Origin of the sequence: Halomonas sp. ATBC28 (genome assembly GCF_005937175.1) — a bacterium.
Taxonomy (GTDB): Bacteria; Pseudomonadota; Gammaproteobacteria; order Pseudomonadales; family Halomonadaceae; genus Vreelandella; species Vreelandella titanicae.
In genome coordinates this window covers 23,918-48,240 of the sequence record NZ_VCQL01000020.1, presented here as the reverse complement: position 1 = coordinate 48,240, position 24,323 = coordinate 23,918, and the positions used below count along the sequence as shown (strand labels likewise).

General features: G+C 54.6%; 22 protein-coding genes. 17 read left to right on the top strand and 5 right to left on the bottom strand.

Annotated elements, in window-relative coordinates; translation table 11 throughout:
* Window positions 1-42: 42 nt before the first annotated feature.
* Together E0L35_RS20185 and E0L35_RS20180 are read right to left on the bottom strand one after the other, a co-directional pair.
* Window positions 43-972: a diguanylate cyclase gene (locus tag E0L35_RS20185; protein WP_009287001.1), complete on the bottom strand. Its 930-nt coding sequence runs from the start codon at window positions 970-972 to the stop codon at window positions 43-45.
* The gene (locus E0L35_RS20180) at window positions 969-1,823 is read right to left on the bottom strand and encodes a hypothetical protein (protein WP_009287000.1); all 855 of its coding nucleotides are present in this window, start codon (window positions 1,821-1,823) and stop codon (window positions 969-971) included. The genes E0L35_RS20185 and E0L35_RS20180 overlap by 4 nt, the downstream gene beginning before the upstream one ends.
* 198 nt (window positions 1,824-2,021) lie before the next feature.
* On the opposite strand from E0L35_RS20180, the gene E0L35_RS20175 reads away from it, so the two are divergent.
* The 11 genes from E0L35_RS20175 (at window position 2,022) to lipB (ending at window position 12,620) form a co-directional block, all read left to right on the top strand.
* The gene (locus E0L35_RS20175; RefSeq protein ID WP_022523154.1) at window positions 2,022-3,329 is read left to right on the top strand and encodes a glutamate-5-semialdehyde dehydrogenase; all 1,308 of its coding nucleotides are present in this window, start codon (window positions 2,022-2,024) and stop codon (window positions 3,327-3,329) included.
* 9 nt (window positions 3,330-3,338) lie between these two features.
* Entirely contained in the window at window positions 3,339-3,998 is a 660-nt protein-coding gene (gene nadD / locus E0L35_RS20170) for a nicotinate-nucleotide adenylyltransferase (protein WP_022523155.1), read from the top strand.
* Window positions 3,999-4,076: 78 nt separating this feature from the next.
* On the top strand, window positions 4,077-4,463 hold the full coding sequence (gene rsfS / locus E0L35_RS20165) for a ribosome silencing factor (protein WP_022523156.1): 387 nt from the start codon (window positions 4,077-4,079) through the stop codon (window positions 4,461-4,463).
* Window positions 4,460-4,927 (top strand): 23S rRNA (pseudouridine(1915)-N(3))-methyltransferase RlmH, encoded by a 468-nt coding sequence (gene rlmH, locus E0L35_RS20160; protein WP_009286999.1) that lies wholly within the window; start codon window positions 4,460-4,462, stop codon window positions 4,925-4,927. Before rsfS ends, rlmH begins: the two co-directional genes overlap by 4 nt.
* Window positions 4,928-5,015: 88 nt before the next feature.
* Window positions 5,016-6,923, top strand: coding sequence for a penicillin-binding protein 2 (gene mrdA, locus E0L35_RS20155; RefSeq protein ID WP_022523157.1), 1,908 nt, complete (start codon window positions 5,016-5,018; stop codon window positions 6,921-6,923).
* Between the two features lie 3 nt (window positions 6,924-6,926).
* Window positions 6,927-8,087, top strand: a complete 1,161-nt coding sequence (gene rodA / locus E0L35_RS20150) for a rod shape-determining protein RodA (protein WP_041158541.1) — start codon at window positions 6,927-6,929, stop codon at window positions 8,085-8,087.
* A gap of 78 nt (window positions 8,088-8,165) precedes the next feature.
* Window positions 8,166-9,227 carry a lytic murein transglycosylase B gene (gene mltB / locus E0L35_RS20145; RefSeq protein WP_009286996.1) on the top strand — a complete coding sequence of 354 codons (1,062 nt, stop codon included), beginning with the start codon at window positions 8,166-8,168 and terminating at the stop codon, window positions 9,225-9,227.
* Entirely contained in the window at window positions 9,224-10,240 is a 1,017-nt protein-coding gene (locus E0L35_RS20140; RefSeq protein ID WP_022523159.1) for a septal ring lytic transglycosylase RlpA family protein, read from the top strand. The genes mltB and E0L35_RS20140 overlap by 4 nt, the downstream gene beginning before the upstream one ends.
* A gap of 96 nt (window positions 10,241-10,336) precedes the next feature.
* The gene (locus tag E0L35_RS20135; RefSeq protein WP_022523160.1) at window positions 10,337-11,551 is read left to right on the top strand and encodes a D-alanyl-D-alanine carboxypeptidase family protein; all 1,215 of its coding nucleotides are present in this window, start codon (window positions 10,337-10,339) and stop codon (window positions 11,549-11,551) included.
* A gap of 95 nt (window positions 11,552-11,646) precedes the next feature.
* A complete protein-coding gene (locus E0L35_RS20130; RefSeq protein WP_022523161.1) occupies window positions 11,647-11,955 on the top strand; it encodes a DUF493 domain-containing protein in 309 nt (102 codons plus the stop codon).
* A gap of 2 nt (window positions 11,956-11,957) precedes the next feature.
* A complete protein-coding gene (gene lipB, locus E0L35_RS20125; RefSeq protein WP_022523162.1) occupies window positions 11,958-12,620 on the top strand; it encodes a lipoyl(octanoyl) transferase LipB in 663 nt (220 codons plus the stop codon).
* Between the two features lie 112 nt (window positions 12,621-12,732).
* On the opposite strand, the gene lipA is transcribed toward lipB, so the two are convergent.
* Window positions 12,733-13,797: a lipoyl synthase gene (gene lipA, locus E0L35_RS20120; RefSeq protein WP_022523163.1), complete on the bottom strand. Its 1,065-nt coding sequence runs from the start codon at window positions 13,795-13,797 to the stop codon at window positions 12,733-12,735.
* 178 nt (window positions 13,798-13,975) lie between these two features.
* The gene (locus tag E0L35_RS20115) at window positions 13,976-14,962 is read right to left on the bottom strand and encodes a LysR family transcriptional regulator (RefSeq protein ID WP_022523164.1); all 987 of its coding nucleotides are present in this window, start codon (window positions 14,960-14,962) and stop codon (window positions 13,976-13,978) included.
* 235 nt (window positions 14,963-15,197) lie between these two features.
* Here E0L35_RS20115 and E0L35_RS20110 point away from each other — a divergent pair, with 235 nt between their 5' ends.
* The 6 genes from E0L35_RS20110 (at window position 15,198) to E0L35_RS20085 (ending at window position 22,930) form a co-directional block, all read left to right on the top strand.
* On the top strand, window positions 15,198-17,741 hold the full coding sequence (locus tag E0L35_RS20110; protein ID WP_022523165.1) for a DUF3141 domain-containing protein: 2,544 nt from the start codon (window positions 15,198-15,200) through the stop codon (window positions 17,739-17,741).
* 314 nt (window positions 17,742-18,055) lie between these two features.
* Window positions 18,056-20,683: a type I DNA topoisomerase gene (gene topA, locus E0L35_RS20105; protein ID WP_022523166.1), complete on the top strand. Its 2,628-nt coding sequence runs from the start codon at window positions 18,056-18,058 to the stop codon at window positions 20,681-20,683.
* The gene (locus E0L35_RS20100) at window positions 20,680-21,141 is read left to right on the top strand and encodes a DUF6586 family protein (RefSeq protein ID WP_022523167.1); all 462 of its coding nucleotides are present in this window, start codon (window positions 20,680-20,682) and stop codon (window positions 21,139-21,141) included. The genes topA and E0L35_RS20100 overlap by 4 nt, the downstream gene beginning before the upstream one ends.
* Window positions 21,142-21,187: 46 nt before the next feature.
* Entirely contained in the window at window positions 21,188-21,652 is a 465-nt protein-coding gene (locus E0L35_RS20095; RefSeq protein WP_022523168.1) for a hypothetical protein, read from the top strand.
* A 154-nt stretch (window positions 21,653-21,806) separates the two neighbouring features.
* Entirely contained in the window at window positions 21,807-22,436 is a 630-nt protein-coding gene (locus E0L35_RS20090) for a L,D-transpeptidase (RefSeq protein ID WP_022523169.1), read from the top strand.
* A 230-nt stretch (window positions 22,437-22,666) separates the two neighbouring features.
* Entirely contained in the window at window positions 22,667-22,930 is a 264-nt protein-coding gene (locus tag E0L35_RS20085; RefSeq protein ID WP_022523170.1) for an Lpp/OprI family alanine-zipper lipoprotein, read from the top strand.
* Window positions 22,931-23,107: 177 nt separating this feature from the next.
* Here E0L35_RS20085 and E0L35_RS20080 read toward each other — a convergent pair whose 3' ends face one another.
* Window positions 23,108-24,277: a L,D-transpeptidase family protein gene (locus tag E0L35_RS20080; RefSeq protein WP_022523171.1), complete on the bottom strand. Its 1,170-nt coding sequence runs from the start codon at window positions 24,275-24,277 to the stop codon at window positions 23,108-23,110.
* Window positions 24,278-24,323 lie beyond the last annotated feature (46 nt).

The window sequence follows — 24,323 nt, the reverse complement described above, 5'->3', positions numbered from 1 at the left end:
GAGAGTACTCCAGCGTCAGATAAGAGACATTGAAAAGGCAGACTAGAGGTTGGCGAGGGCGGCGCCGCGGGTTTCCAGGCGCTTTACATAGTGTGCAAAGTGCTCGGTGCGACTGGGTAAGCAGGCGGCAATGCGCGCTTCCAGTTGACCGGTTTCTACCAGTACACGCTGTGAAAGAGCTCTTTGTAAACGCTCGCGTACCAACAGAGCGCCGCTTTCACTAGTGTCAGGTAGAACCAGCCAAAAAGTGGCGCTGTCCGCGCGCCCCAGCACATCATGATCGCGACAACGGCTATTCACTTCACCGCATAGCGCTCCCAGCAGCGCCGTTTGCGCACGATGGCCAAACTGCTCTGCTGCCATATCCAACTGCGGTAAATGCAGTACCAGCACTGCCAGTTGCTGATTGAGCATGGCAGCGCGCTGGAACTCGCTGTGTAAGCGCTCTTTTAGCGTGTCCATGTGGAAAGCTTCACAGTCGCTGTCGTTGGGGTCGGTAGCTCTTAAGAGTGCACGGCGACGAGCATGCTCCCAGCGGGGGAGGGCAAGTAACAGTGTTAAAGCAGCATAGCCCACGATAATCGCCGGTGGCGCAGAGGCGACCGAAGGAAGCAGCCACCACAATGGCCCAATGGCAATATTAATCAGCATTGCGGCCCATAGCGGTAGCAGTAAAAACGCGGCGGTAATCGGCAGGCCTAACCATAGAGGTGATACCTGCGGCTGAAAATAGAAAGCGCCGAGCACTACCGAGTAGGTACTGCAGAGTAAAATAATGCGCGGCAGGTAGCTTTTCACGCCCTGCCCTATATGCATTAGCAGGGCGGCCATTAGCAGCAGGGTCATAAAGGTGGGAATCAGCAGGTCGCGGTAGTCACCCATGGCATACAGCCATAGCGCGTAGCCCACCATCAACGCGATACTGGAAGTATAAGCCAGGGTCATTAATCGTTTGGGGAGGTGCTCGATCATACCGTCTCCCGCACCCGCTCAGCCGGAAGTTTGCTGATCTCAAACACCGAAAGCGTTGCCGGTTCGATATCGATTAATTCAAGGTGTTCACTGGTAATATTGTCGGGTAAGTCGGCGAGTAGTAGGCTGCGTCGTTGAGCGGCTTCTCTAGGTGAGCGGGCAAGAATGAGTGTCACCAGCGTTGTGCTGCTTAAGCGGTAAACGTTTTCAAAATCATAGGTTAATTCGCACAGCTTTTGCGCCATTGGCCACAGTTGGTGGCGTTTTACGTGCAGAATAAACAGTTCCGCATGAACGCCTTCACGCTCGCAGCGCGTTTGTTCACGGGCGATATCGCGCAGCAACTGCTCACCGGCCCAAAGGTTAAGGCCGGGAATCAGTCGCAGGCGTTGGCGAATGGAGCCGTTCATATCAATAAGCTGCTGTGCTCTGGATAAGGCCAGCAGACCAAGCACCAGCAGTGAACAAATCAGCAGCACAAGCGCTGACGCCTCCAATTGAGGTGCTACCATTACAGCGCTAATCAGTGCAGCGCTGAGGTTAAAAGCGGCGACCCCATTGTTTTGGGGCAGCATCAGCATTGCGGCCCACGCCCAGATTAAAATGCCGTGTCGTTCTGGAGCAGTGGCAATTAAACCCAATAGCAGTGCACCCGGTACAATTTGCCATGGCAATCCTCGCGAACGACGGTGGCTAAAATCAAGCATCAGTGCGGTGATGAGTAACCAGCCGACTGATAGCCACAGCACTAGGGCAGCAGCAGGGGGTGTAGCGGGTGTCCATAGTGCCAAAGCGACGGCAGCAGCTAAAAGATTGGCACGTAGCAGGCGGATTTTGTACTTGCTTTGCATGGTGACTTACTATTCGTCCTGAATGACCAGATGTATCTCATCAAGTAAAGTAATTGTAGGATAATAAATGTACGCGAGACATATTAGTGCCTTAATCGTCCCCAGTATAACGATGAAATGACGTAACATAAGCAAAACATGTAAAACGCGATACATGGTTAATTAAAAAATTAAAGTATCCTTCCGTACGGAGACACTATGAGCGCTTCAACACCGTTCCAAGACGAGGCCCATCAGCACTTAATTGCCGGGAATGTGCCCGCCTACATGCAGGCCTTGGGGCAAGCGGCGCGCCGTGCCGCCAGTGAACTGCGGCGGGCGGATACCGGGTTGAAAAACCGTGCGCTAATGGCTATGGCGCAGCGCTTGACCGAGGCGCGAGCCAAAATACTGGATGCCAACACCGAGGATTTACAGCGTGGCCGCGAGAACGGTTTGGAAAGCGCGCTGCTGGATCGCTTAGCTCTGAACGACGCGCGTATCGACGCCATGATTGAAGGGCTACAGCAGGTAGCGGGCTTGCCTGACCCGGTGGGCGAAATTGGCGATATGCGTTATCGGCCTAGCGGCATCCAAGTGGGCAAAATGCGCGTCCCGCTGGGCGTCATCGGAATTATTTACGAGTCGCGCCCAAATGTAACCCTGGAAGCCGCCAGCCTATGTTTGAAGTCGGGCAACGCCTGTATTTTGCGCGGCGGGTCGGAAGCCAGCCAGTCAAATGCCGCCATTAGCGCCTGTATCCAAACGGGGTTAGCTGATGTAGGCCTGCCAGCGGGTAGTGTGCAGGTAGTCGCCACCACTGATCGCGCGGCGGTGGGTGAAATGATTAGCATGCCGGAATATGTCGACGTGATTATCCCCCGCGGTGGAAAGTCGTTGATTGAGCGTATCAGCCGTGATGCCCGCGTACCGGTTATCAAACATCTCGACGGTGTTTGTCATGTGTATATCGATACCACCGCTGATCCCGCCAAAGCGCTAGCCATCGCCGTCAATGCGAAAACTCATCGCTACGGCACCTGTAACACCATGGAAACGTTGCTGGTTGATGCGCCGATTGCTGACCTGCTGCTGCCGGAACTGGCCCGCGCTTATGCCGAACATGAAGTTGAACTGCGTGGCTGCCAGCGTACGCAGGCATTGTTGCCACAGGCGGCAGCTGCTGAAGAAGCCGATTGGTATGCCGAGTATTTGGCCCCCGTGCTGGCAATCAAAGTGGTCGATGGTATCGATGAAGCGATTGCCCATATTGAACAGTACGGCTCTCACCACACTGATGCGATTGTCACCCAGGATTATTCACTCGCACGCCGCTTTATGGCGGAAGTCGACTCCAGTTCGGTGATTGTGAATGCCTCTACCCGGTTTGCCGATGGTTTTGAGTACGGGCTTGGCGCTGAGATCGGAATTTCAACCGATAAGCTTCACGCCCGTGGGCCTGTCGGTTTGGAAGGGCTAACCACTCAGAAATACGTCGTATTTGGCGATGGCCAGGTGCGTGAATAGGGTGGTGGCATGAGTCAAACGGAGCAGCGTATCGGCATGTTGGGCGGCACCTTTGACCCTGTTCATCTGGGGCATTTGCGCAGCGCGGTAGAGTTGCATGAGGCGCTGTCGCTTGATCGGCTACATATGATACCGGCTCAACAGCCACCGCTACGTGGGCGACCCCAAGTCTCGGCGAAACAGAGATTGGCGTTATTAGAAGCGGGTATCGGTGCGACACCTGGGCTGATCGCCGATGACCGCGAGCTGCGCCGTGACGGCCCCTCTTATAGCGTCGATACACTGGCTGAGCTGCGTGGGGAAGTTGGCGAACAGGCCCGTCTGGTGATGGCGATTGGTTTTGATGCCTTTTTGCGGCTCGCCCAGTGGCACCAGCCGGAGCGCTTGTTTGAGTTTGCTCATCTAGTGGTGATTGCCAGACCGGGCTATGACGATCCGTTACCGGCATCATTAATGGAACTGGTAGCGCATCGCAGAGTCGATAGCGTAGACGCATTGATGCAGCGGCCTTGCGGCGGCTATCTGCCATTGGAACTGCCATCACTGATGGCGATCTCGGCGACGTATATCCGCGAGCGTTTGGAGGCCGGGAAAAGCGTGCGCTATTTACTGCCAGAAGCCGTTGAATTGGCCATTACGCAGGACGGACTTTATCGACAACGCGAATAGCGCTGGCAGTCATCAAAGAAGCCGTTACAATGGCCGGCTTTATTGACCGATTAACCAATAAGGTTGTCTTTAGGAGTCATGCACATCGATACATTGAAAAATCTAGCGGTTGACGCGCTAGAAGAACTGAAAGCACGTGACATTACACAGTTGGATGTTGCCAAATTAACCGAGGTTACCGACCTCATGCTGATTGCCAGTGGCACTTCGACCCGCCATGTGGCTGCCCTGGCGCAAAACGTCGTGGAAAAAGCCAAGGCTGCAGGGCTTGGCCCGCTGGGCGTTGAAGGTGGCGATAACGCCGATTGGGTACTGGTCGACCTGGGGGATGTCGTTGTCCACGTGATGATGCCCGAGGCACGCACCCTGTATGACTTAGAGCGGCTGTGGGCCGATCTGCCCAGCGACTCGGGTGCCATTGGCGACTCTCTTGAGCGCTTCCAAGAGCGAGCCGGCATGTCATGAAGATCCGGCTGTTAGCGGTAGGAAGCAAAATGCCTGGCTGGGTAGAAGAGGGCGTCAATACTTACCGCAAGCGGCTACCGAGAGATTTTAATCTCGAGATAGAAGAAATTGCCCTCGGTCAGCGTGGCAAAAATGCAGATATCGCGAAGGCGCGTGCCCAAGAGGCGCAGCGAATTCGCGACAAGTTGCGTGGCGACGAGTATCTAGTCGCGCTGGAAGTCAAAGGTAAGCCTTGGACCACCGAACAGTTAGCGCAAGAAGCCGATGCCTGGCGCATGGCCGGGCGAGATATTGTCCTGCTTGTGGGGGGGCCAGACGGTCTCGAGCCCTCGCTCTCTGCGACGGCTGACAAAACCTGGTCGATCTCCCCGCTGACGCTGCCTCACCCGCTGGTGCGGATTATGCTGGCCGAGCAGCTCTACCGTGCCTGGACACTACTGGTAGGTCACCCTTATCACCGCTGACGGCTAACTGAGATGGTGAGCGATCACTGTTATGGACTGCTGCGCCTTTTGTTTGATTTGATTGTTTGATTTGAGAGTCATCGTTACCATGCTCAAGCGCCCCAACACGCTAAAAAACTCCGAGCAAGAACTGCGTATTTTTCGTGTTAGAGCGCTACTCGCGGTGTTAGTAGTTTTTACGCTTGCAGGCTTGCTAACGAGTCGCTTGGTTTATTTGCAGATCGTCCAGCATGATATGTACAGCACGCGCTCCGAAAACAACCGGGTTCGCGTCGAGCCGCTGCCGCCGAACCGCGGTTTGATCTATGACCGTAACGGGGTGCTGCTGGCTGAAAACCGTCCCACCTACAACCTCACGCTGGTTCGCGAGCGTGTCGATAACCTAGATGAAACCCTAGCACTATTGGTCGACCTGCTTGAACTGCCTGAAGAGGAGATCGAGGCGTTCAATGTGCGTTCACGCCAACGCCAGCGTCCTTTCCAGCCAGCCCTCCTTACCAGTGACTTAAGCGAAGCACAAATTGCCCGTTTGGCGGTTAATCGTCATCGTCTGCCTGGAGTCGAAATAGAGGCTCAGCCGCTGCGCTACTATCCCGATGCCGAAATCATGGCACACACACTGGGCTACGTTGGGCGGATTAACGCCGAAGAGATGGAAACCCTGGACGCGGGTCGCTACGCAGGGACTCATTTTATCGGTAAGACGGGGGTTGAGCGTTTTTACGAAGAGGAGCTGCACGGTCAGGCAGGCTTGCGCAAAGTTGAGACAAACGCTCGCGGGCGAGTCTTGCGGGAGCTTGGGCGAACCGATCCGGTGCCTGGTAAGAACCTAACCCTAACCCTGGATAAGTCGCTGCAAACACTGGCTTACGAATTGCTGGATGGTCGTCGTGGCTCCATTGTGGCTATCGTGCCGGGCACTGGTGAGATCCTCGCCATGGTATCGACACCGGGTTTTGACAGTAACCAGTTTGTCACCGGTATTGATGTTGCGTCTTATCGCGCTTTGCAGCAAGACCTTGATCTCCCTCTGTTTAACCGCGCGACTCGCGGTCACTATCCTCCCGGCTCTACGATTAAGCCCTTTCTAGCGCTCGCGGGTTTGGTGGAAGGGGTAATCACTCCAGACAGCACCATAAACGACCCTGGTTACTACCAATTGCCTAATGATTCCCGACGCTATCGCAACTGGCTGCGTTGGGGGCACGGGCGGGTCGATTTAGAACGAGCTTTAGCGGTATCTAATAACACCTATTTTTATACCCTTGCGCACGATTTAGGCATTGATGACTTACATGATCAAATGAGTAATTTTGGCTTTGGCCGGCGTGTAGCCCATGACGTTCAGGGAGAGAGTGGTGCTTTGATGCCTTCGCGAGATTGGAAGCGTGGCCGCTTTAACCAGCCCTGGTATCCCGGGGAAACCCTCTCGGTGGGGATTGGACAAGGCTATTGGCAGGTAACACCTCTCCAGCTAGCCAGTGCTACGGCAACGCTGGCCAATCGGGGCCATTGGGTGAAACCAAGGCTGGCCCGACAGATTGGTGATACCCCTGTGCCGCGTGATCTGCCGGATACGTTAGATGATATTGTGCTCGCCAATGATAGCTGGTGGGATCGTGTATTCAGCGGCATGGAAAAGGTGGTTAGTGGCACGGAAGGCACTGCCCGGCGAACCGGTGTGGGCCTTGAGTACCGCATGGGCGGCAAATCAGGCACCGCACAAGTATTTTCGCTGGGGCAGGATCAGCGCTACAACGCCGATGAGCTGGCCGAACGACTGCGCGACCACGCTCTGTTTGTGGCCTTTGCGCCGTTGGATGACCCCCAGATTGCCGTCTCGGTTATTGTTGAGAATGCCGGTGGTGGCAGTACCCACGCAGCGCATCTGGCCCGTGCAATGACCGATGCCTGGTTACTTGAGGATGAGGCCCCCGACGTAGAGGAAGTGCGTGAAGTGTTGGAAGAAGATGATGCCAATGTGGAGGGAAACTAAGCCATGCCTTGGCATTATATAGCCCGTTCGATGCGTGGCCATCCTGTTCGCCCGCCTGAGAGTGGTATCGCCCGGCGGAAAAGTATCTGGGAGCGAATCCATCTCGACCCTTGGCTGCTAGGTTTGCTATTGCTGCTGATGGGGAGCGGTTTAATCGTTCTTTACAGCGCTTCCGGACAATCTATTGATGCAGTGATTGGCCAAGGCGTGCGTTTTCTTATCGCGCTGGTAGGCATGGTAATTATTGCCCAGTTCTCGCCCTCAACCTTTTTGCGCTTTGCTCCATTGGCCTATTGTGTTGGCGTAGCCATGCTGATTGCCGTTGATGTAGTGGGTGATGTGGGCATGGGGGCGAAGCGCTGGCTAGTGATTCCTGGTGTGATACGTTTTCAGCCATCGGAAATGATGAAGTTAGCTGCCCCGTTAATGGTTGCTGCCTATCTAAATCGCTGCGAACTACCGCCCCGCCTGCGCGATATTGTCGTGTGTGGGGTCATTATTGGCGTGCCTGTGGTACTAACCGCGATCCAACCCGATTTGGGTACTTCGCTGCTGGTATCTAGCGCGGCCCTGATTGTCGTGCTACTGGCGGGCTTGTCGTGGCGTTTGATTGGATTTATTACCGCGCTGGGGGCTGCCGCAGTGCCGCTGCTCTGGATGAATATGCATAACTACCAGCGTCAGCGGGTATTGACGTTTCTCAACCCTGAAAGCGATCCGTTGGGGGCAGGCTGGAATATTATTCAGTCGACCACGGCCATAGGTAGTGGAGGGCTATGGGGCAAGGGGTGGCTGCAGGGTACCCAGTCCCAACTAGAGTTTTTACCTGAGCGACACACCGATTTCATCATTGCCGTCCTGGGCGAGGAGTTTGGTTTGGTGGGTATGCTTGTGCTGCTGTTCCTATATCTATTGATTGTCAGCCGAGGTTTGTGGATGGCTAGCTCCGCGCAGGATACCTTTGGGCGTTTGGTGGCAGGCAGCATCATTTTAACTTTTTTTATCTACGTGTTCGTCAATATGGGCATGGTGAGTGGCATTTTGCCCGTGGTGGGGGTGCCGCTGCCATTGGTTAGTTATGGCGGCACCTCTAGCGTGACCTTGTTAGCGGGTTTCGGTATTCTCATGTCGATACATGCGCATCGTCGGTTACTGTCGCGCTAGCGATGCTGTCTGCTTCAGACGCTAATGTTGCTCGGTAATGGATAATTCAGGATTGAATAGCTCAGGAGTGGAGAGCCAATGAACAAGGTTCAAGGGAAGACGAGCAGCTATGTGTTGGCCGCGCTGATGTGCTGGGTGACCCCCATGGCGTTTGCTGATCAGCCTTCACCGCAGGCTCAGTTTGAGACTCCTCACCACTTTGCTCCCCAGCAAAATGCTGACAGCCAAGCGCTGGTGGAAGAGCTGGTCGAGCAAGGGTTGCCGCAAGACTGGTTGGCAGAAGCGCTGGGTCAGGCGAGCTATACCCAAAGCGTATTAGATGCCATGGAAGGAGCTGCTGAGCGGCGTCTGAAGTGGTACGAATATCGTGCTATTTTTCTGACCCAGCAGCGCATTGAAGAGGGCGTGGAGTTCATCGATGCTCATGCCGACGCCTTGGCGCGCGCGGAAAGCACCTATGGTGTGCCCGCTGAAATCATTACCGCTATTATTGGCGTTGAAACTTACTATGGTCGCCATAAAGGCCAGCATCGCGTGCTGGATTCGCTAGCCACACTGGCGTTTCATCATCCGGCAAGGGGGGCTTTTTTTCGCGGTGAGCTAGCGGCCTTTTTACGTATTGCCTACGAACAGCAGGTCGACCCTACCGAGTTGCGCGGTTCCTATGCCGGTGCGATGGGTTACCCGCAGTTTATTCCCACCAGTTATCAAGCCTATGCCGTGGATTTTGATGGCGATGGACGACGTGATCTTTGGGAGAACCCGGTTGATGCGATTGGCAGCGTCGCGAATTACTTTGCCGAGCATAACTGGAAGCCGGGAGCTGATATCTACCACCAGGCCACTGGGCCAGACGTAATGCCCGTAGAGTTACTCCAGGAACTCTCATTTAACCAAACCTCACCTCCTGCGGTGAGCATTGCTCAGTTGGCCACTCATGGGATTGAGCCCAGCGAGCCACTTGATGATAATTTGCCAGTGGTGCCGTTGGCGCTTGAGTTCGCCAATGGAGAGACCCGTTACCGGTTTGGCGAGTATAATTTTTACGTGATTACCCGCTACAACCATAGTCACCTCTATGCCATGGCCGTAGCCGAGTTGGCAGAAGCGATTGCTGAGCTGCACGAGGATGAGGGATGAAGAGCAAATTGAGGATTAGCCAGCGGGCGGTTGGCGCGATTGCCTTACTGGCGCTGGTCAGCGGCTGTGCCAGCAATGACACTCAGCGGGTAGATGCCTCCGGTTCCGCGAATCAAACGGCGGCTCCGGCTTCAACGGCGGCCAACACTAGTGGTGGCCGCTATGCCATGAGTGGTGATGCCTATCCGCTCGAGCCGCCGGATGTTACCAAGGTGCCTGATGCAGAGCCCCGCATCGAGCAGCCTTCCAGAGCGGGCAACCGCTCTAGCTATGAAGTGTGGGGGAAAACCTATCAAGTGCTGCCTGATGCAACGGGTTATGAGAAACGTGGTACGGCCTCCTGGTATGGCGAAAAATTCCATGGCTACGCGACCTCAAACGGTGAAATCTACGACATGTATAAGATGTCGGCGGCACACCGTTCGCTGCCTCTACCCACCTTTGCGCGAGTCACAAACCTGGATAATGGGCGATCGGTCATTGTGCGAGTGAACGACCGTGGCCCCTTCCACAGTGACCGTGAGATCGATCTCTCCTACGCGGCAGCCGCCCGGCTAGGCTTCCTCGACAATGGTACCGGTTCCGTGAAAGTGGAAGCGATCAACCCTGAGCAGTGGCTAGCCGAGCACGGCAAGGGCGGTGGCGGCGCTTCCCCCCAGCCTCGCGTAGCCGAGGCACAGCGGGTTGCTGCAAATGCTTCTTCTATGCCCGTTCCGCCGGCGGCGTCTGCTGCATCTGCGGCTGATCCTTCACCACAGACACAAACAGCGCAGCCGCCAAACGAAGGGGAAGCTGGCGACGCAGTGTATCTGCAGATCGCGGCACTGGGTAATCCGGAAGGCGCTCAGCAGTTGCAGCAGCGTTTACAAGGTGAGCAGCCCCATGCGGTGCGTATTATGAACGACGCTGACGTTTATCGTGTTCAAGTGGGGCCCATCGCTCCGAGCCAAGAACCTCAAGCGCGAGAAACACTGCGCCAAGCAGGGTTCCCCCAGGTCTTTGTTGTGCGATAATTCACCCCCTGTTTATTTCCGGTGGCGCGCCTTACGCGCCGCCGTTTTTTAAAATAAGCTTTTCAAGTAAGCTTTCAAGTAAGTGAGACTGACGTTATGAACGTGTTTACATCCATTGGTCGCTCTGCACGCCTGTGCCTCTTCGCTGCCATGGCGACGGTTGCTGTGCCTGCCAGTGCCCAGCCAACGCCTCAGCCGGTAATTCCGCAGCCGCAAACCATTATCCCTTCAGCCCCTCAGTTAGCGGCAAGTTCGTGGATTCTGATGGATGCTAACAGTGGCCGTATCTTGGCCGAGCATAATTCCGATGAACGTTTGCCACCAGCAAGTTTAACCAAGCTGATGACCGCCTATTTGGTAGAGCGTGAGCTCAATCGTGGCACCATTAAGCTCACTGATATGGTTAATATTAGCGAGAATGCCTGGCGCACCGGCGGCTCGAAAATGTTTATTGAGGTGGGTGATCAGGTTTCGGTGGATGATTTACTCCACGGTATCATAATTGTGTCGGGCAACGATGCCAGTGTCGCCATGGCAGAGCATTTGGCGGGTGGTGAGGTGCCCTTTGCCGATCTGATGAATCAGCATGCCACGCGGTTGGGCATGAATAACACCAACTTCCAGAACGCCACTGGCTTGCCCGCCGACAATCACTACTCAACGGCCCATGACTTGGCGCGTTTATCCCAGCACATTATTAATGATTACCCTGATCACTACGAAATCTACTCCCATCGTACGTTTTCCTATGGCGGTATTGATCAGCCCAACCGCAACCGTTTGCTGTGGCGTGACCCTTCGGTGGATGGCCTGAAAACCGGCTGGACAACGGAGGCGGGGTTCTGTCTGGTGTCTTCAGCTAAGCGTGACGATATGCGCTTGATTTCCGTAGTGATGGGCACCAACTCTGATGAAGCACGCGCTCAAGAAACCCAAAAGCTGCTCAGCTACGGTTTCCGCTTTTTCGAAACCATGAAGCTCTATGAGCGCGGTGCCGTATTGGCAACGCCGCGGGTTTGGGGCGGCGATATCAATGAGCTGCGTGTTGGTGTCGATGAAGAAGTCTTTATGACCCTGCCACGCAACCGCAACGAAGAGCTGCGTGCGCGCCTAAACCTCAATCCAGACCTACAGGCACCGATTGCCATTGGCGACGAGGTTGGTACGCTGGAAGTGCATTTAGGTGATGAAGTGGTCGGTGAGCGCCGCTTAGTGGCGCTGGAAAACATCGAAGAGGGTGGTCTCTTTAAGCGCTTGTTCGATCAGGTGCAGCGCTTCTTTAGTAATCTGATTAGTAATTTTACGGATTGATTATAGACTTACAGCCGGTAGGTTGATGGGTTCTAGCGTATATCTGTGATGAACCCAGTCTTTGTGAAAATCAGTCTTTACGAAATAGGTTTGTTATGAAAAAAGGTGCTCCGGGACTTCGTGATTTGCGCCAACCGGCGGCTCAGGAGCCGCCTAAAATCACTTTCCCATGTGATTACTCGTTAAAAGTTGTCGGCGATGCGGCCGAAGATTTTCCTGCCTGTGTGTGCCAGGTGATTGTGCGCCATGACCCTGACTTCGATGCAACGGCAATGCAGGTGGTCGATAGCCGCAATGGCCGTTTTCAATCGGTACGTGTGGTGATTAGAGCGACCGGAGAGCAGCATATTAAAGAGTTGTTCGACGACCTCAAGGCTACTGGCCGTGTGCATATGGTGGTGTAACCGTGGAAAACACCGTGCCGATTGAGTTGCACGATTTGGGTCACCAAGCCTACCTGCCAGTGTGGGAAGCTATGCGCACGCTAACCGATACACGGGATGCGCAAACCCCTGATCAGTTCTGGTTGGTCGAGCATGACCCGGTGTTTACCCAAGGCCAGGCTGGCAAGCCCGAACACCTGCTGCTGCCCGGCGATATTCCGGTGGTGCACGTTGATCGGGGGGGGCAAGTCACTTATCACGGGCCAGGGCAGGTGGTGCTGTACCCGCTGCTGGATGTACGGCGGGGAAAAATTGGCGTGCGCGATTTAGTCACTGCATTGGAGAATGCCGTGATTGACGTCTTGAGCCACTATGGCGTGAGCGCCCGAGCTTGGCCCGATGCTCCAGGGGTTTATGTGATGACAGAAGCGGGTGAGGCGAAGATTGCCTCACTGGGTCTGCGTATTCGGCGGGGGGCGAGCTTTCACGGCGTGGCGCTGAATGTAAACGGTGACCTGACGCCTTTTTTGCGCATTAACCCCTGCGGCTATGCAGGTATGCCCATGGCGAAGTTGGCTGACCTCGTCTCGTTGCCAGGGGATCATCGGGTGGGTGAGCAGCTGGCCGAGGCGCTAGCTAAACGGCTAAACCGCGAATTGGTCAGTGTCGAGAACACGCCACTGTAAAAATTGGGTCACCTTTATTAAAAAAACGGTTCAAAAAAACGAGGCTTATAAAGCGGGTCTTAAAACCCGCTCCATACATATTAGCAAGCCCCGTAGAACGCTTAATTTAAGCCTATCCTACGTTGAGCGCTGGAATAATATTGGGGTTTGCTTCTTGCTCCTGACCGGGAATCGCGGCAGGTGAGGCGAGCCCCAGATTGTTTTTCTCAAACACGCGATCAGCGCGGTAGCTTGAACGTACCAGCGGGCCAGAGGGCACTTCCATAAAGCCTTTTTCCAGGCCAATCACGCGGTAGCGATCAAACTCTTCAGGCGTTACCCAGCGCTCAACCGACAGGTGATTTTTGGTCGGGCGAAGGTACTGGCCAAGCGTGACAATATCGACGCCGATCTCACGTAAATCATCAAACGTTTGCAAAATCTCTTCGTCGGTTTCACCCAAGCCCAGCATCAGGCTGGTTTTGGTGATGATATCTGGGCGGTAGCGCTTGGCATGAGCAAGGACATCGAGGGTTTTGCGGTAACCTGCCCGCCGGTCACGCACTCGGCCTGTCAGGCGTTCCACGGTCTCCACATTTTGGGCAAATACCTGTAGGCCTGAATCGACGACGCGTTCGATAGCGGCAAGGTCACCATCAAAGTCGGGCGTCAAGGCTTCGACTACCACCTCGGGTGTGCGCGCTTTGATCGCGCGAATGCAGTTGGCGTAGTGGGTTGCGCCGCCATCGTCGAGGTCGTCACGGTCAACTGAAGTCAGTACGATATAACGCAGCCCCATGAGCTCTACAGATTTGGCCGTGTTTTCAGGCTCTTCGTGGTCAAGCCAGCCCTGGGGGTTGCCGGTGTCTACTGCGCAGAACCGACAGGCGCGGGTACATACCGAGCCCATCAGCATGATAGTGGCCGTGCCGTTGCTCCAGCACTCGCCCATATTGGGGCAGTGGGATTCAGCGCAAACAGTGCTTAATCGATGGGTCGCGACGTTTTTCTTGACCGCTTCAAAACGCTCGCCACCTGGAATCTGTGCTCGCAGCCACTTGGGTTTGCGCTCAAGCTCAACAGAAGGGGCCTCTGGCTGCGCTTTGCGCTGCTTCATGCCATCCTTGATCACCGACATGCCATGTTCATTACGGTATTTTTCACCGCTGGACACGCGCTGCGAGGGGTTATTGCTCATAGTGACAGAGCCTCTCTTCTGTGCGGTAGGCCGAAGGCGTAAAAAAGGTTTAACCCTGTTCCAAGCCTGCCTATTGATACCTGGTTAATACGAAGTTTGCTCAATATTTTATCGTGCTAATGATGGCTAATGTAACATATCTCGCTGCCAACAAGACACCGTAAGCCATCACTCGCCTTCAGGAGGGAAGTATCGGCAAACAGGCTACCCCATGGCTGGGTAAGGGGCTGGCGGGCGCCTGAAAGTGACGGCGATAGTCGGGTAAGTGTTCACGGATGAAACTCAAAAATAGCTCGGCGACCGGAGTGGGTAAGCGCTCCCGCGTATAGACCGTGCACCAAGAGCGGTGGATGGGAAAGTCGGGCAACCCCAGCTCAAACAGTAACCCCTGCTCAAGCTCCAGCTGCACCGCCAAACTCGGCAGCACGGCAACACCTAAGTGAGCCATGACGCCCCCTTTAATCGCTTCATTGGTACCTAACTCAATACAGTGGGGAAGGGCGACCTGCTGACTGGCCGCCATCTGCTCAAAAGCGTTGCGTACGCCGGAACCGGGTTCGCGCATTAGCACGTAATGGCGCGCAAAGTCTGCTAAGGAGGGTTGCGGCATCGAAAGTAGCGGATGCTCGGGCCAGACGACGGCGATCAGTTCGTTATCAATAATCGGCATCACTACCAAGCGATCGTCTTCAGGCACCATGGCCATGATAACCAAGTCGTCCTGCTGCTCAGCCAATCGATCGAGTGCCTGGCAGCGATTGCATACCTTTAAGCGGACATGTACTTCGGGATAGTGAGCACGGAAGCGGGCAAGTAAATAAGGCACCACATATTGGGCTGAGGAAACCGCTGCGATGTTGAGTTCGCCGCTTATTTTGCCGTTAATATCCGATAGGTTCATTTCCAGCCGTGACAGTTGGCCAAAAATTTCGCGCGCTGAGTGGGCGAGGGTATCGGCGGCGGGAAGCGTGTGAAGCGTTTTACCCGCATAATTAAACAGAGGCTGACCCAGTGCCAACTCAAGCTGCCGTATTTGCGCGCTGACTGCTGGCTGGGTCAGTCCCAGTTGCTCAGCTGCACGAGAGTAGGAGCGCTGCCGATGCACCGCCTGGAAGACCTGGAGTTGCCGAAATGTTAGGCGATTGAGCAGATTGGGGGATGACATAAAAACCTCGTAGTGAGCACCCTTTAACTAATATCAAAATCAGGCTTCATCGCCAGGGCAAAGCATGCTAACACTGAATCTTTTAGACTGCCTAAACAGGACTTCATTAGTCACATAAGGCGTAATTGCCAGGGTTAAAGATCGACGCCGTGCGCATAGTGGCCTAGACTATATTGCATTGCAGCATCATTGCTTTCGGGTCTGATGCCTGTGCATCAACCCAACGGGAGACCCTATGAACTTTCTTGCTAACCCACTCGCCAAGACTATGTTTCCTGCTAACGCTTTCACTAGCGCATGGTTGAAGCAACAAAATGATTCCACAGCCATACCTGGAAGTGAGGCGATCGCTTCATTATTCGATCCTTTCGGGTTTGGGCGTGCAGCCTTTGGTTACTGGCGCGATAGCATGGAGCGCAGCGTTCTCTATCTGGACGTTATGCGCGAACGCGGTAATCAGTACCTCGAGCATATGGAGCAAACCAAGCCCAATGTGTTGGGGTTCGATACCGAAGTGCTGATGGATGGTCGGACGCTGCCGCGGCCAACCAACTACGAACTGTTGCGTGTGTTGCCCCACGAAGGGACAGAAATTGATCTGCAAAAGCGCCCGTTTGTAGTGGTTGACCCACGTGCGGGGCATGGGCCAGGGATTGGAGGGTTTAAGCCGGACAGTGAGTTGGGCGTGGCGCTTAAAGCGGGGCACCCCTGCTACTTTATTGGTTTTTTACCGTTTCCTGAGCCAGGCCAAACCGTTGAGGATGTGGTCGAGTCGGAGATCGCTTTTTTGCGCCATGTGATTGAGCTGCATCCCGAAACGACTGAAAAACCGATGGTGGTGGGCAATTGCCAGGCGGGCTGGCAGATCATGATGGCGGCTGCCTTGGAGCCTGACGTTTTTGGCCCTATCCTGATTGCTGGCGCGCCACTCTCCTACTGGGCTGGTGAACACGGCAAAGCCCCCATGCGCTATACCGGCGGGATGGCGGGAGGCAGCTGGATTACGGCACTCACCAGTGATATTGGCGACGGCCTGTTTGACGGGGCGTGGCTGGTGCAGAACTTCGAGCGCCTCAACCCGGCTAATACCTACTGGAAAAAGCAGTATCACCTTTACGACAATATCGATACCGAAGCGGGCCGATACCTCGATTTTGAGCGTTGGTGGGGTGGTCACGTCGTATTAGGCGGTGAAGAGATTCAGTATATCGTCGATAATCTATTTGTCGGTAATCGGCTCTCTACCGCGCAGCTGGTCACCCATGATGGCCGCCGAATCGACCTGCGTAATGTGCGTTCGCCGGTGGTTGTGTTCTGTTCGCGTGGGGATGACATTACTCCGCCGCCTCAAGCATTGGGGTGGATTCGTGATTTATATGCAAACACCGATGACATCATTGCCAATGAGCAAACCATCGTCTATTGCCAGCATGATACGACCGGCCATCTAGGTATATTTGTTTCGGGCAGCGTATCGCGCAAAGAGCATACCGAATTCACCGCCAATATGGATTACATCGACGTACTGCCGCCTGGGCTGTACGAAACCTCCATATCTCCGGCAGAGAAGGGTGAAGACGCTGAGCTGTTCGAGCGGGATTATCTGCTCGAATTTATGCCGCGTAACTTTGAAGAGTTAGACCAGGCAGTAATGCACAAGCCAGAGGATGATCGTCGTTTTGCCACCGTGGCGCGGATCTCAGAAATCAATTTGGGGATGTATCGGCTCTTTTTGCAGCCGTGGCTAAAAGCCATCATGACACCGGAGGCTGCCCGCTTGATCCGTCGTATGCACCCTATTCGTTTGGGCTACAAACTGCTTTCTGATCGTAATCCACTTTCGGTGCCGCTACCGGTAATGGCGGAAGCAGTGCGCAAAAATCGTCACCCAGTATCAAAAGATAATCTGTTCAAAACGCTTGAAACCATGGGGTCTGATCAACTGGTCGCCAGCCTCAATGCGATGCGCGATTTGCGGGATAGCAGCACCGAAAAAATGTTTATGGATATCTACGGCCAGCCGCTATTGCAGGCTGCTGTCGGTCTGTATGGCGATGCCCATGTACACCGCCGCCGTCCAGGGGCAGAGCCCGAGCACCGTCGCTTTATTGAACAGCGTCAGGAAGAACTGCGAGAGAAAATTGCTAAGGGCAGTGCCCATGAAGCGGTTATGCGCTCGCTTATCTATGTGCTCGGTGGCGCCCCAGCTACAGATGAGCGTAACTTTAAGCGGCTACGCGCCTCCCGTGCGGAGCTTGAGCCTGGTATCGAACTGAGTGATTTTAAAAACTTGGTGCGCGAGCAGTTCTTTATCTTGAAGCTGGATCGTGAGCAGGCGTTGAATTCGCTGCCTACTTTGCTAGCAGGTAGCAGCAACGATGATGTCGATGGCTATATTAGCCACCTTGAGCATGTGTTTGCCGCCAGCGGCGATCTTTCAGAGCATGCTGCTGAGCGCTTTGCTCAAATTAAAGTGTTGTTTGATAAGGCAAGACCCCGCAAATCGGTAGCGAATAAGCCGGCTGCGAGCAAGCCGACGGCCAGCAAAGCGGCTGCGACAACTAAGCCTGCCGCTAAGCCCAAAGCTGCTACTGCTAAGCTGGCCGAAACGCAAACGACTTCGTCTGCGCCAGTGGCCAAGGAGCAGCCCGTGGTGAATGAGGAGTCTGTGGTTAAGGAGTCATCGTCTAAATCTGCTGCGACTAGCGAGTCGGCCAGTGAGCCGGCGGCTAAACCCACCAGCACTACCAGACGTAAAAAGACGCCGCCTAAACGCTAAATCAGTACATTAGCTCATTGCGCCCCCGCCTATTTGGTGGGGGCGCTTTGTTTGCCTGATTACCTTTTGGGTTGCTGTAATGTCGGTGGCAGTCTAGTGTCTAGCTACTATTTGTCTGAAATATAACCCTGGTTGTCTAAAGTCTATGGATTCTCCCTACGGCTTGGTTGCCACTGGCGCTTAGCTAAGGGCTGGGGTAGGGTAGGCGCATTTTTTCATCCGTATCTTTTTTAACGGGCAGTTTCAGCCCGTCGATACGGCACCGAATTCAGAGCACGCGCTAGACAGTCCGTGCATTAGGAAAGTGGAGCACTATGGGCAAGTCACTGGTCATCGTCGAGTCGCCAGCGAAAGCGAAGACGATTAACAAATATCTCGGCAACGATTTCATCGTGAAGTCGAGCGTGGGCCACATTCGTGACCTGCCGACCAGCGGCTCAGGTAAGGCAGCCTCCGACCCCAAGGAGCGCGCGCGCCAGGCCGCAGCGACACGCAAGATGTCGGCGGAAGAGAAAGAAGAATATAAAAAACGTAAAAGCCAAGATCAGCTGATTCGGCGGATGGGGATTGACCCCAACAACGGCTGGGAAGCCCGCTATGAGGTGCTGCCTGGAAAAGAGAAAGTCGTTGCCGAGCTAAAGAAGCTGGCTGAGAAGGCTGACGCTGTCTACCTCGCAACGGATTTGGATCGCGAAGGGGAAGCCATTGCTTGGCACCTGCGCGAGACCATCGGTGGCGATGACAGCCGTTACAAACGCGTGGTGTTCAACGAAATCACCAAAAACGCGATTCAAGACGCTTTCAAGGCGCCTGGCGCGCTCAATATCCCCCGGGTAGAGGCGCAGCAGGCAAGGCGTTTCCTGGATCGCGTTGTGGGCTTTATGCTTTCGCCTCTACTGTGGGCGAAAGTAGCGCGCGGGCTGTCGGCTGGCCGCGTACAGTCAGTCGCGGTACGTCTAATTGTTGAGCGCGAGCGCGAAATCCGTGCCTTTATTCCTGAAGAGTTTTGGGATGTGCACGCGGATTTGGCCTCTCCTGAGGGTGAACTGGTGCGTTTTGCCCTGGTTCGTCAGGATGGCAAGGCCTTTAAGCCTACCTCCGAAAAAGACACCCTTGCGCGTATTGAGCAGCTTAGAAAAGCCAAGCTGGCGATTACCTCACGGGAAGACAAACCCACCAGTTCAAAGCCCACGGCACCCTTTATTACCTCTACGCTGCAGCAAGCGGCGAGTGGCCGGTTAGGTTTTTCTGTGAAGAAAACCATGACCATGGCTCAGCGCCTCTATGAGGCGGGTTACATCACCTATATGCGTACCGACTCCACCAACTTATCGAAAGATGCGGTTGAGGGTGTGCGTAGCTATATCGGTGAAGAGTTCGGCGAACGCTACCTGCCCGAAGCACCTAATCGTTATAGCAGCAAAGAGAGTGCTCAAGAGGCCCATGAGGCGATTCGCCCTTCCAGTGTCGAGCGTAAGGCTTCCGATCTGGCCGGAATGGAGCGGGATGCCGAGCGTCTCTACGAGCTGATCTGGCGTCAATTTGTGGCCTGCCAAATGACCCCTGCAGAGTACCTTTCAAGCACGCTGAGTGTTGAAGTCGATGGCTACGAGCTACGTGCCAAAGGACGTGTACTGAAGTTTGATGGTTATACCCGGGTGATGAAGCCTAGTGGTAAAAATGAAGATCAGAGCTTACCGGACTTGCCAAAAGGTACGCCTATGGCACTGGAAGCGCTCGATCCTCAGCAGCACTTTACCAAGCCAGCACCACGCTACACCGAAGCAAGCCTGGTCAAAGAGCTTGAAAAGCAGGGCATTGGCCGACCGTCAACCTACGCTTCAATCATCTCAACGATCCAGGATCGCGGCTATGTGAAGCTGGAAAACCGTCGTTTCTATGCCGAAAAGCTGGGCGATATCGTCACCGAGCGGTTGAAAGAGTCCTTCCCTGATTTGATGGACTTCTCGTTCACTGCCCGCATGGAAGATAGTCTGGATGAGGTCGCCGAAGGCGAACGCAACTGGCAGGCGCTGCTGGATGCCTTCTACGAAGAATTCCGTGAAGAGCTGGCCAAGGCTGAGAGCGAAGATGGCATGCGCCCCAATCAGCCGGTGCCAACGGATATCGACTGCCCAAGCTGTGGTCGTCATATGCAAATTCGTACCGCTTCCACCGGGGTTTTCCTGGGTTGTAGTGGCTACAATTTGCCGCCCAAAGAGCGTTGTAAAACCACCATTGACCTGATTCCTGGTGAAGAGGCGGTGGCCGAAGACGCGGGAGAAGAGGCCGAAACCAATGCGCTGCGTGCCAAGCGTCGCTGCCCCAAGTGTGGCACGGCGATGGACAACTACCTAATCGATGAAACGCGTAAGCTGCACATCTGTGGTAACAGCCCCGATTGTGACGGCTACGAAGTTGAAAGCGGCAAATTCAAGATCAAAGGCTACGACGGCCCGATCATCGAGTGCGATAAGTGCGGCTCTGAGATGCAGTTGAAGTCAGGCCGCTTTGGCAAGTATTTTGGCTGTACCAATAGCGAATGTAAAAACACCCGTAAGCTATTGAAAAGCGGCGAAGTGGCGCCGCCAAAAATGGACCCGATCCCGATGCCGGAACTGGCTTGCCAAAAAGTTGACGACCATTACGTGCTGCGTGATGGCGCAAGCGGGCTGTTTTTGGCTGCCAGCAAGTTCCCTAAAAATCGTGAAACACGGCCGCCGCTGGTGAAAGAGCTGAAAGCGCACGCCGATGAGCTGCCCGAAAAGTATCACTTCATTCTTAAAGCGCCGAGTGAAGATCCGGATGGTCGCCCGGCGCAAATCCGCTACTCGCGGAAGAGCAAAGAGCAGTACGTGATGACCGACGAGGAGGGCAAGGCCACAGGCTGGAAAGCCATGTTTGATGCCGGTAAATGGCACGTGGAGGACAAACGCAAGTGAATGCACGGTCACGAACCAACCAGCTGCTCTATCAGGCGGAGCTATTAGTCACCTTGCCCGCGGGAAGTGATGAGCATGCTTCTGCGCGGCAGATGGCGTTGGAAGAGAGTGCGCTGGCGCTTTTTGAGCTGGCGCTTGAGTCGTTACTGCGCGAAGTTACTGAACACGCTCGGCTGTCGGAGCATCGCTGGACTGTATTGCTGGCCCAGGATGGCCCTGCCTTGGCCGAGCTGCAACGTCTGCGCGACTTGAAAGCCCAGCCGGAAAGCTGGCTGAACTGGTTGGAGGGGCAACTTGAGCGCCTACATAGTGACGAAGGTGCTGCGCGGCGCGAAACTCACAACCCCGCTATGATTGCCGTGGGTAATCAGGCCGGTTTGCGCCAGCAGTTACTGGATAATCTTCAGGCGGCCAAGCGTGAAATAGGCGCGCTGCGCGAAACTAGCCTGGAGTGGTAGTGTTTATTGTTATGCATCGCTCAAGTCGTTAAGAAAGGAGATCATGATGCGCTATAACCAGGTGAAAGATTTAATCGAATGGGCGGCGGGTTTTCATGCCCGGATGGCGCGACAGTATAGCGAAGCCGCTGAGGATGCTGAGAATCAGCGCTTAGAGATGGCGTTTAATTACTTGGCCAGCCGTGAGCTAAAAATGAAAACGGGGCTTGAAGATCTCTTCCACGATGGCTCTGACCATTCAGAAGTGCTGGAGTTATGGTTCGATGATTCCAGCGATTTCCCCCAGCCGCCTGAGTTGGATCGCTTGTCGGAACAAACCATCACCGGCTCGATAGAGGATGCGATGAGAACTGCCACATCGTCGCATCAGCGCCTTCAAGCGCTCTACGAGCATCGCGCGGCACGAGCGAAAATTGAGCCTGAAGAGGAGTTTTTCAATGCCCTGGCTCAAGGACATAATTCCGAGATACGCAATATAATGGCGAGTATGGAAGAGTTTCAGGGCGTTTGATGGGGTCTCTACTAGTGGATTATCGGTTACTGCTCTTCGGGGCGTCAGTCGTGTACATGACGAAATTGCTAACGGCGAATGTGGGAATAGGGTATAACAGCCACCAGACGCGCAGAGTCGGTCAATCGCGGGCTAACTTGTTTCGAGAGCTGTCATGTTTTTAGTTAATCGCCGTCGATTTTTAGCCATGGTGTTGAGCTTGCCAGCCGTGGCCAGTGCTGCTGTTACTGCGCCCAGTCAGGATACCGCCACTGATCTCGTAGAAACGATACTGAGTCGCGCTCATGTGCCGCGTCATAGCAACGAACTGTGGGTGCTGGTGGACGATAAAGAGGCCACCCTTAGCGTGTTTCGGGGTAACGCGCTGCTGGAGCGGTTTGCGCCCATATCACTTGGCCGTGCTGGGGCTAAAACCCAACGGGTTCGCGGCGATAATGTGACTCCCATGGGGGAGTTTCATGTCAACCGTTTTAATTACGAAAGCCAGTGGCGTACCTTCATAGGCATTGATTACCCAACCCCAGCGCACGCTAGAATGGCGCTGGAAAAAGGGATTTATACCCAAGCTGATTATGATGACTACTTCGACTACTATCGACGTTATGGTCACCCCCCGCAAAATACCGCACTGGGTGGGGCGATTGGAATTCATGGCCTGGGTAGCGCAGACCCCGATATTCATGGGCGCTATCACTGGACCCAGGGGTGTGTTGCCGTTACCAACGATCAAATCGATCGCCTGGCAGCGCTAGTGGGTGTTGGCACTCGGGTAGTGATCCGTTAAGCTAACGCCGTTGATGGAAGTTCGAGGTTTTAAACAAGTGGCTATAGACAACCGCTGTGGTCTATTATAAAACAGCGTTTGACTTGCGTGCTTTGCAGCACAAGTCACTGAAAAGAACCTGCACCGCAGGTAGACAAATTTAAGCTAAGAACTTATTCTAATTTAAGTGACTAGCCTTACCTTTGTCATACCCTTAACGTAGTACCCAAGGACGACTCAAGGAGAACATTATGACTCTGAAAACTACTCTGAAGATGACTGCTGCTGCCGCTTCTCTGGCAATTCTTGCTGGTTGTGCTTCTACCAGCGCGCTGGAAGAAGTTCGCATGACTGCAGAATCTGCACAGGCTGACGCTGCAGAAGCACGCAGCATGGCTTCACAAGCTATGAACACTGCAAACCAAGCCCAGCGCGACGCGCAGGCTGCTCTGCAGATGTCTGAGCAGAACCGTGAAGAAATGAACCGTATGTTCCAGCGTTCCATGCAGAAGTAATTCTGCTTGGGCTGCTGAGGGAGTCGTCTGACTCTCTCAGCAGCTGCTGGAAGAAAGCTGTAGTTAGTTAATATGCCGTAGTAAGGCGCTGTACGTTAAAGCGTCAGACCAGTAGGTTTTGATACTAGCTACGCAAAAACCCCGCCTTGGCGGGGTTTTTTGTTGCTAGGTGTTCGGTTAAGCGTCTTTATCGTCGTCAGTGGCGGCGCTGAGCTTAAGCTCGTCAATCAGCTCAACAGGCTCTGGTTCTGGCTCGGGAGCCTGAGGGCCATATAGCGCGATAAATTGGCCGTCAGGAGCTTCTACGGCGCGCTGAATCTGATCCGCGTCTATTTCAACGTCACTGCCAGTTAGCTCAGTGACGCGTTCAAGGGCATTAAGCAGTGGCTCAAAGCCTTCCGCGTTCTCTTCCAGCTGTGGGAAAGATTGCACAAACAGCGTGCCATCGGCTGCAAAGCCCGCTTTGAACGGTGCATCCATCAGGTTGACCTGAGTACCGCTAGGCAAACGCTCGTAGAGCGATTTGATATCTTCCGGGTACATGCGGATACAGCCACGGCTAACGCGCATACCGACGCCATCAGGGCGGTTGGTACCGTGAATGAGATAGCTCGGCATGGCCAGCAGAATTGCGTGCTCGCCCAAGGGGTTGTTAGGGCCGGGCGGTACCACGGAAGGCGCTGGTTCGCCGCGTTCGGCTGCTTCGCGACGCATAGATGCCGGTGGAGCCCAGGCGGGGTCTTTAACCTTAACCGTGGTGCGGGTGATGCCTACGGGGGTAGCGAACTCTTCACGCCCCACGCTAACCGGGTAGGTTTCGACGATGCCGGGTTTGTCGGCAGGGTAGTAGTAGAGACGTAGCTCAGAAAGGTTAATGACAACGCCTTCCCGCGGCGCAGGCGGAAGAATGTATTGGGCGGGGATCACCACTTCGGTACCTACGCCAGGTACCCAGAGGCTGACACCCGGGTTGGCCATGCGAATCTCTTCATAGCCAATGTTGTGGCGTCGGGCGATATCGATCAGCGTCTGCTTGGGGTCTTCGACAACGACGGTGTAGCGCTCGCCAATGACATCGCCTTCTTCGGGTAGGCGGAAGTGACCACGGGGTAGCTCATCCTGATCAGCAACCTGAGCGGCGCTATCGACGGCGTCTATGCTGATTTCCTGTGCTTGCGCCTTTGGCGATTCTTCTGAGCTTTCTTGAGTCTGCTGCTCTTGCGCCTGTGTTGGGCTGTCGGCTTGCTCGTTAGCTGGTTGCGCAAAAGCGGGGCTCACCAGGCTAGCGGCGAGTAGCACGGCCAAGCTGGTAGGGCCCCAAAGGGTAAAGGTATTGCGAATGTTCATGATCGTTCCTAATGTGTTAATTCACTGCTGATGCGCGTTGCTGGGC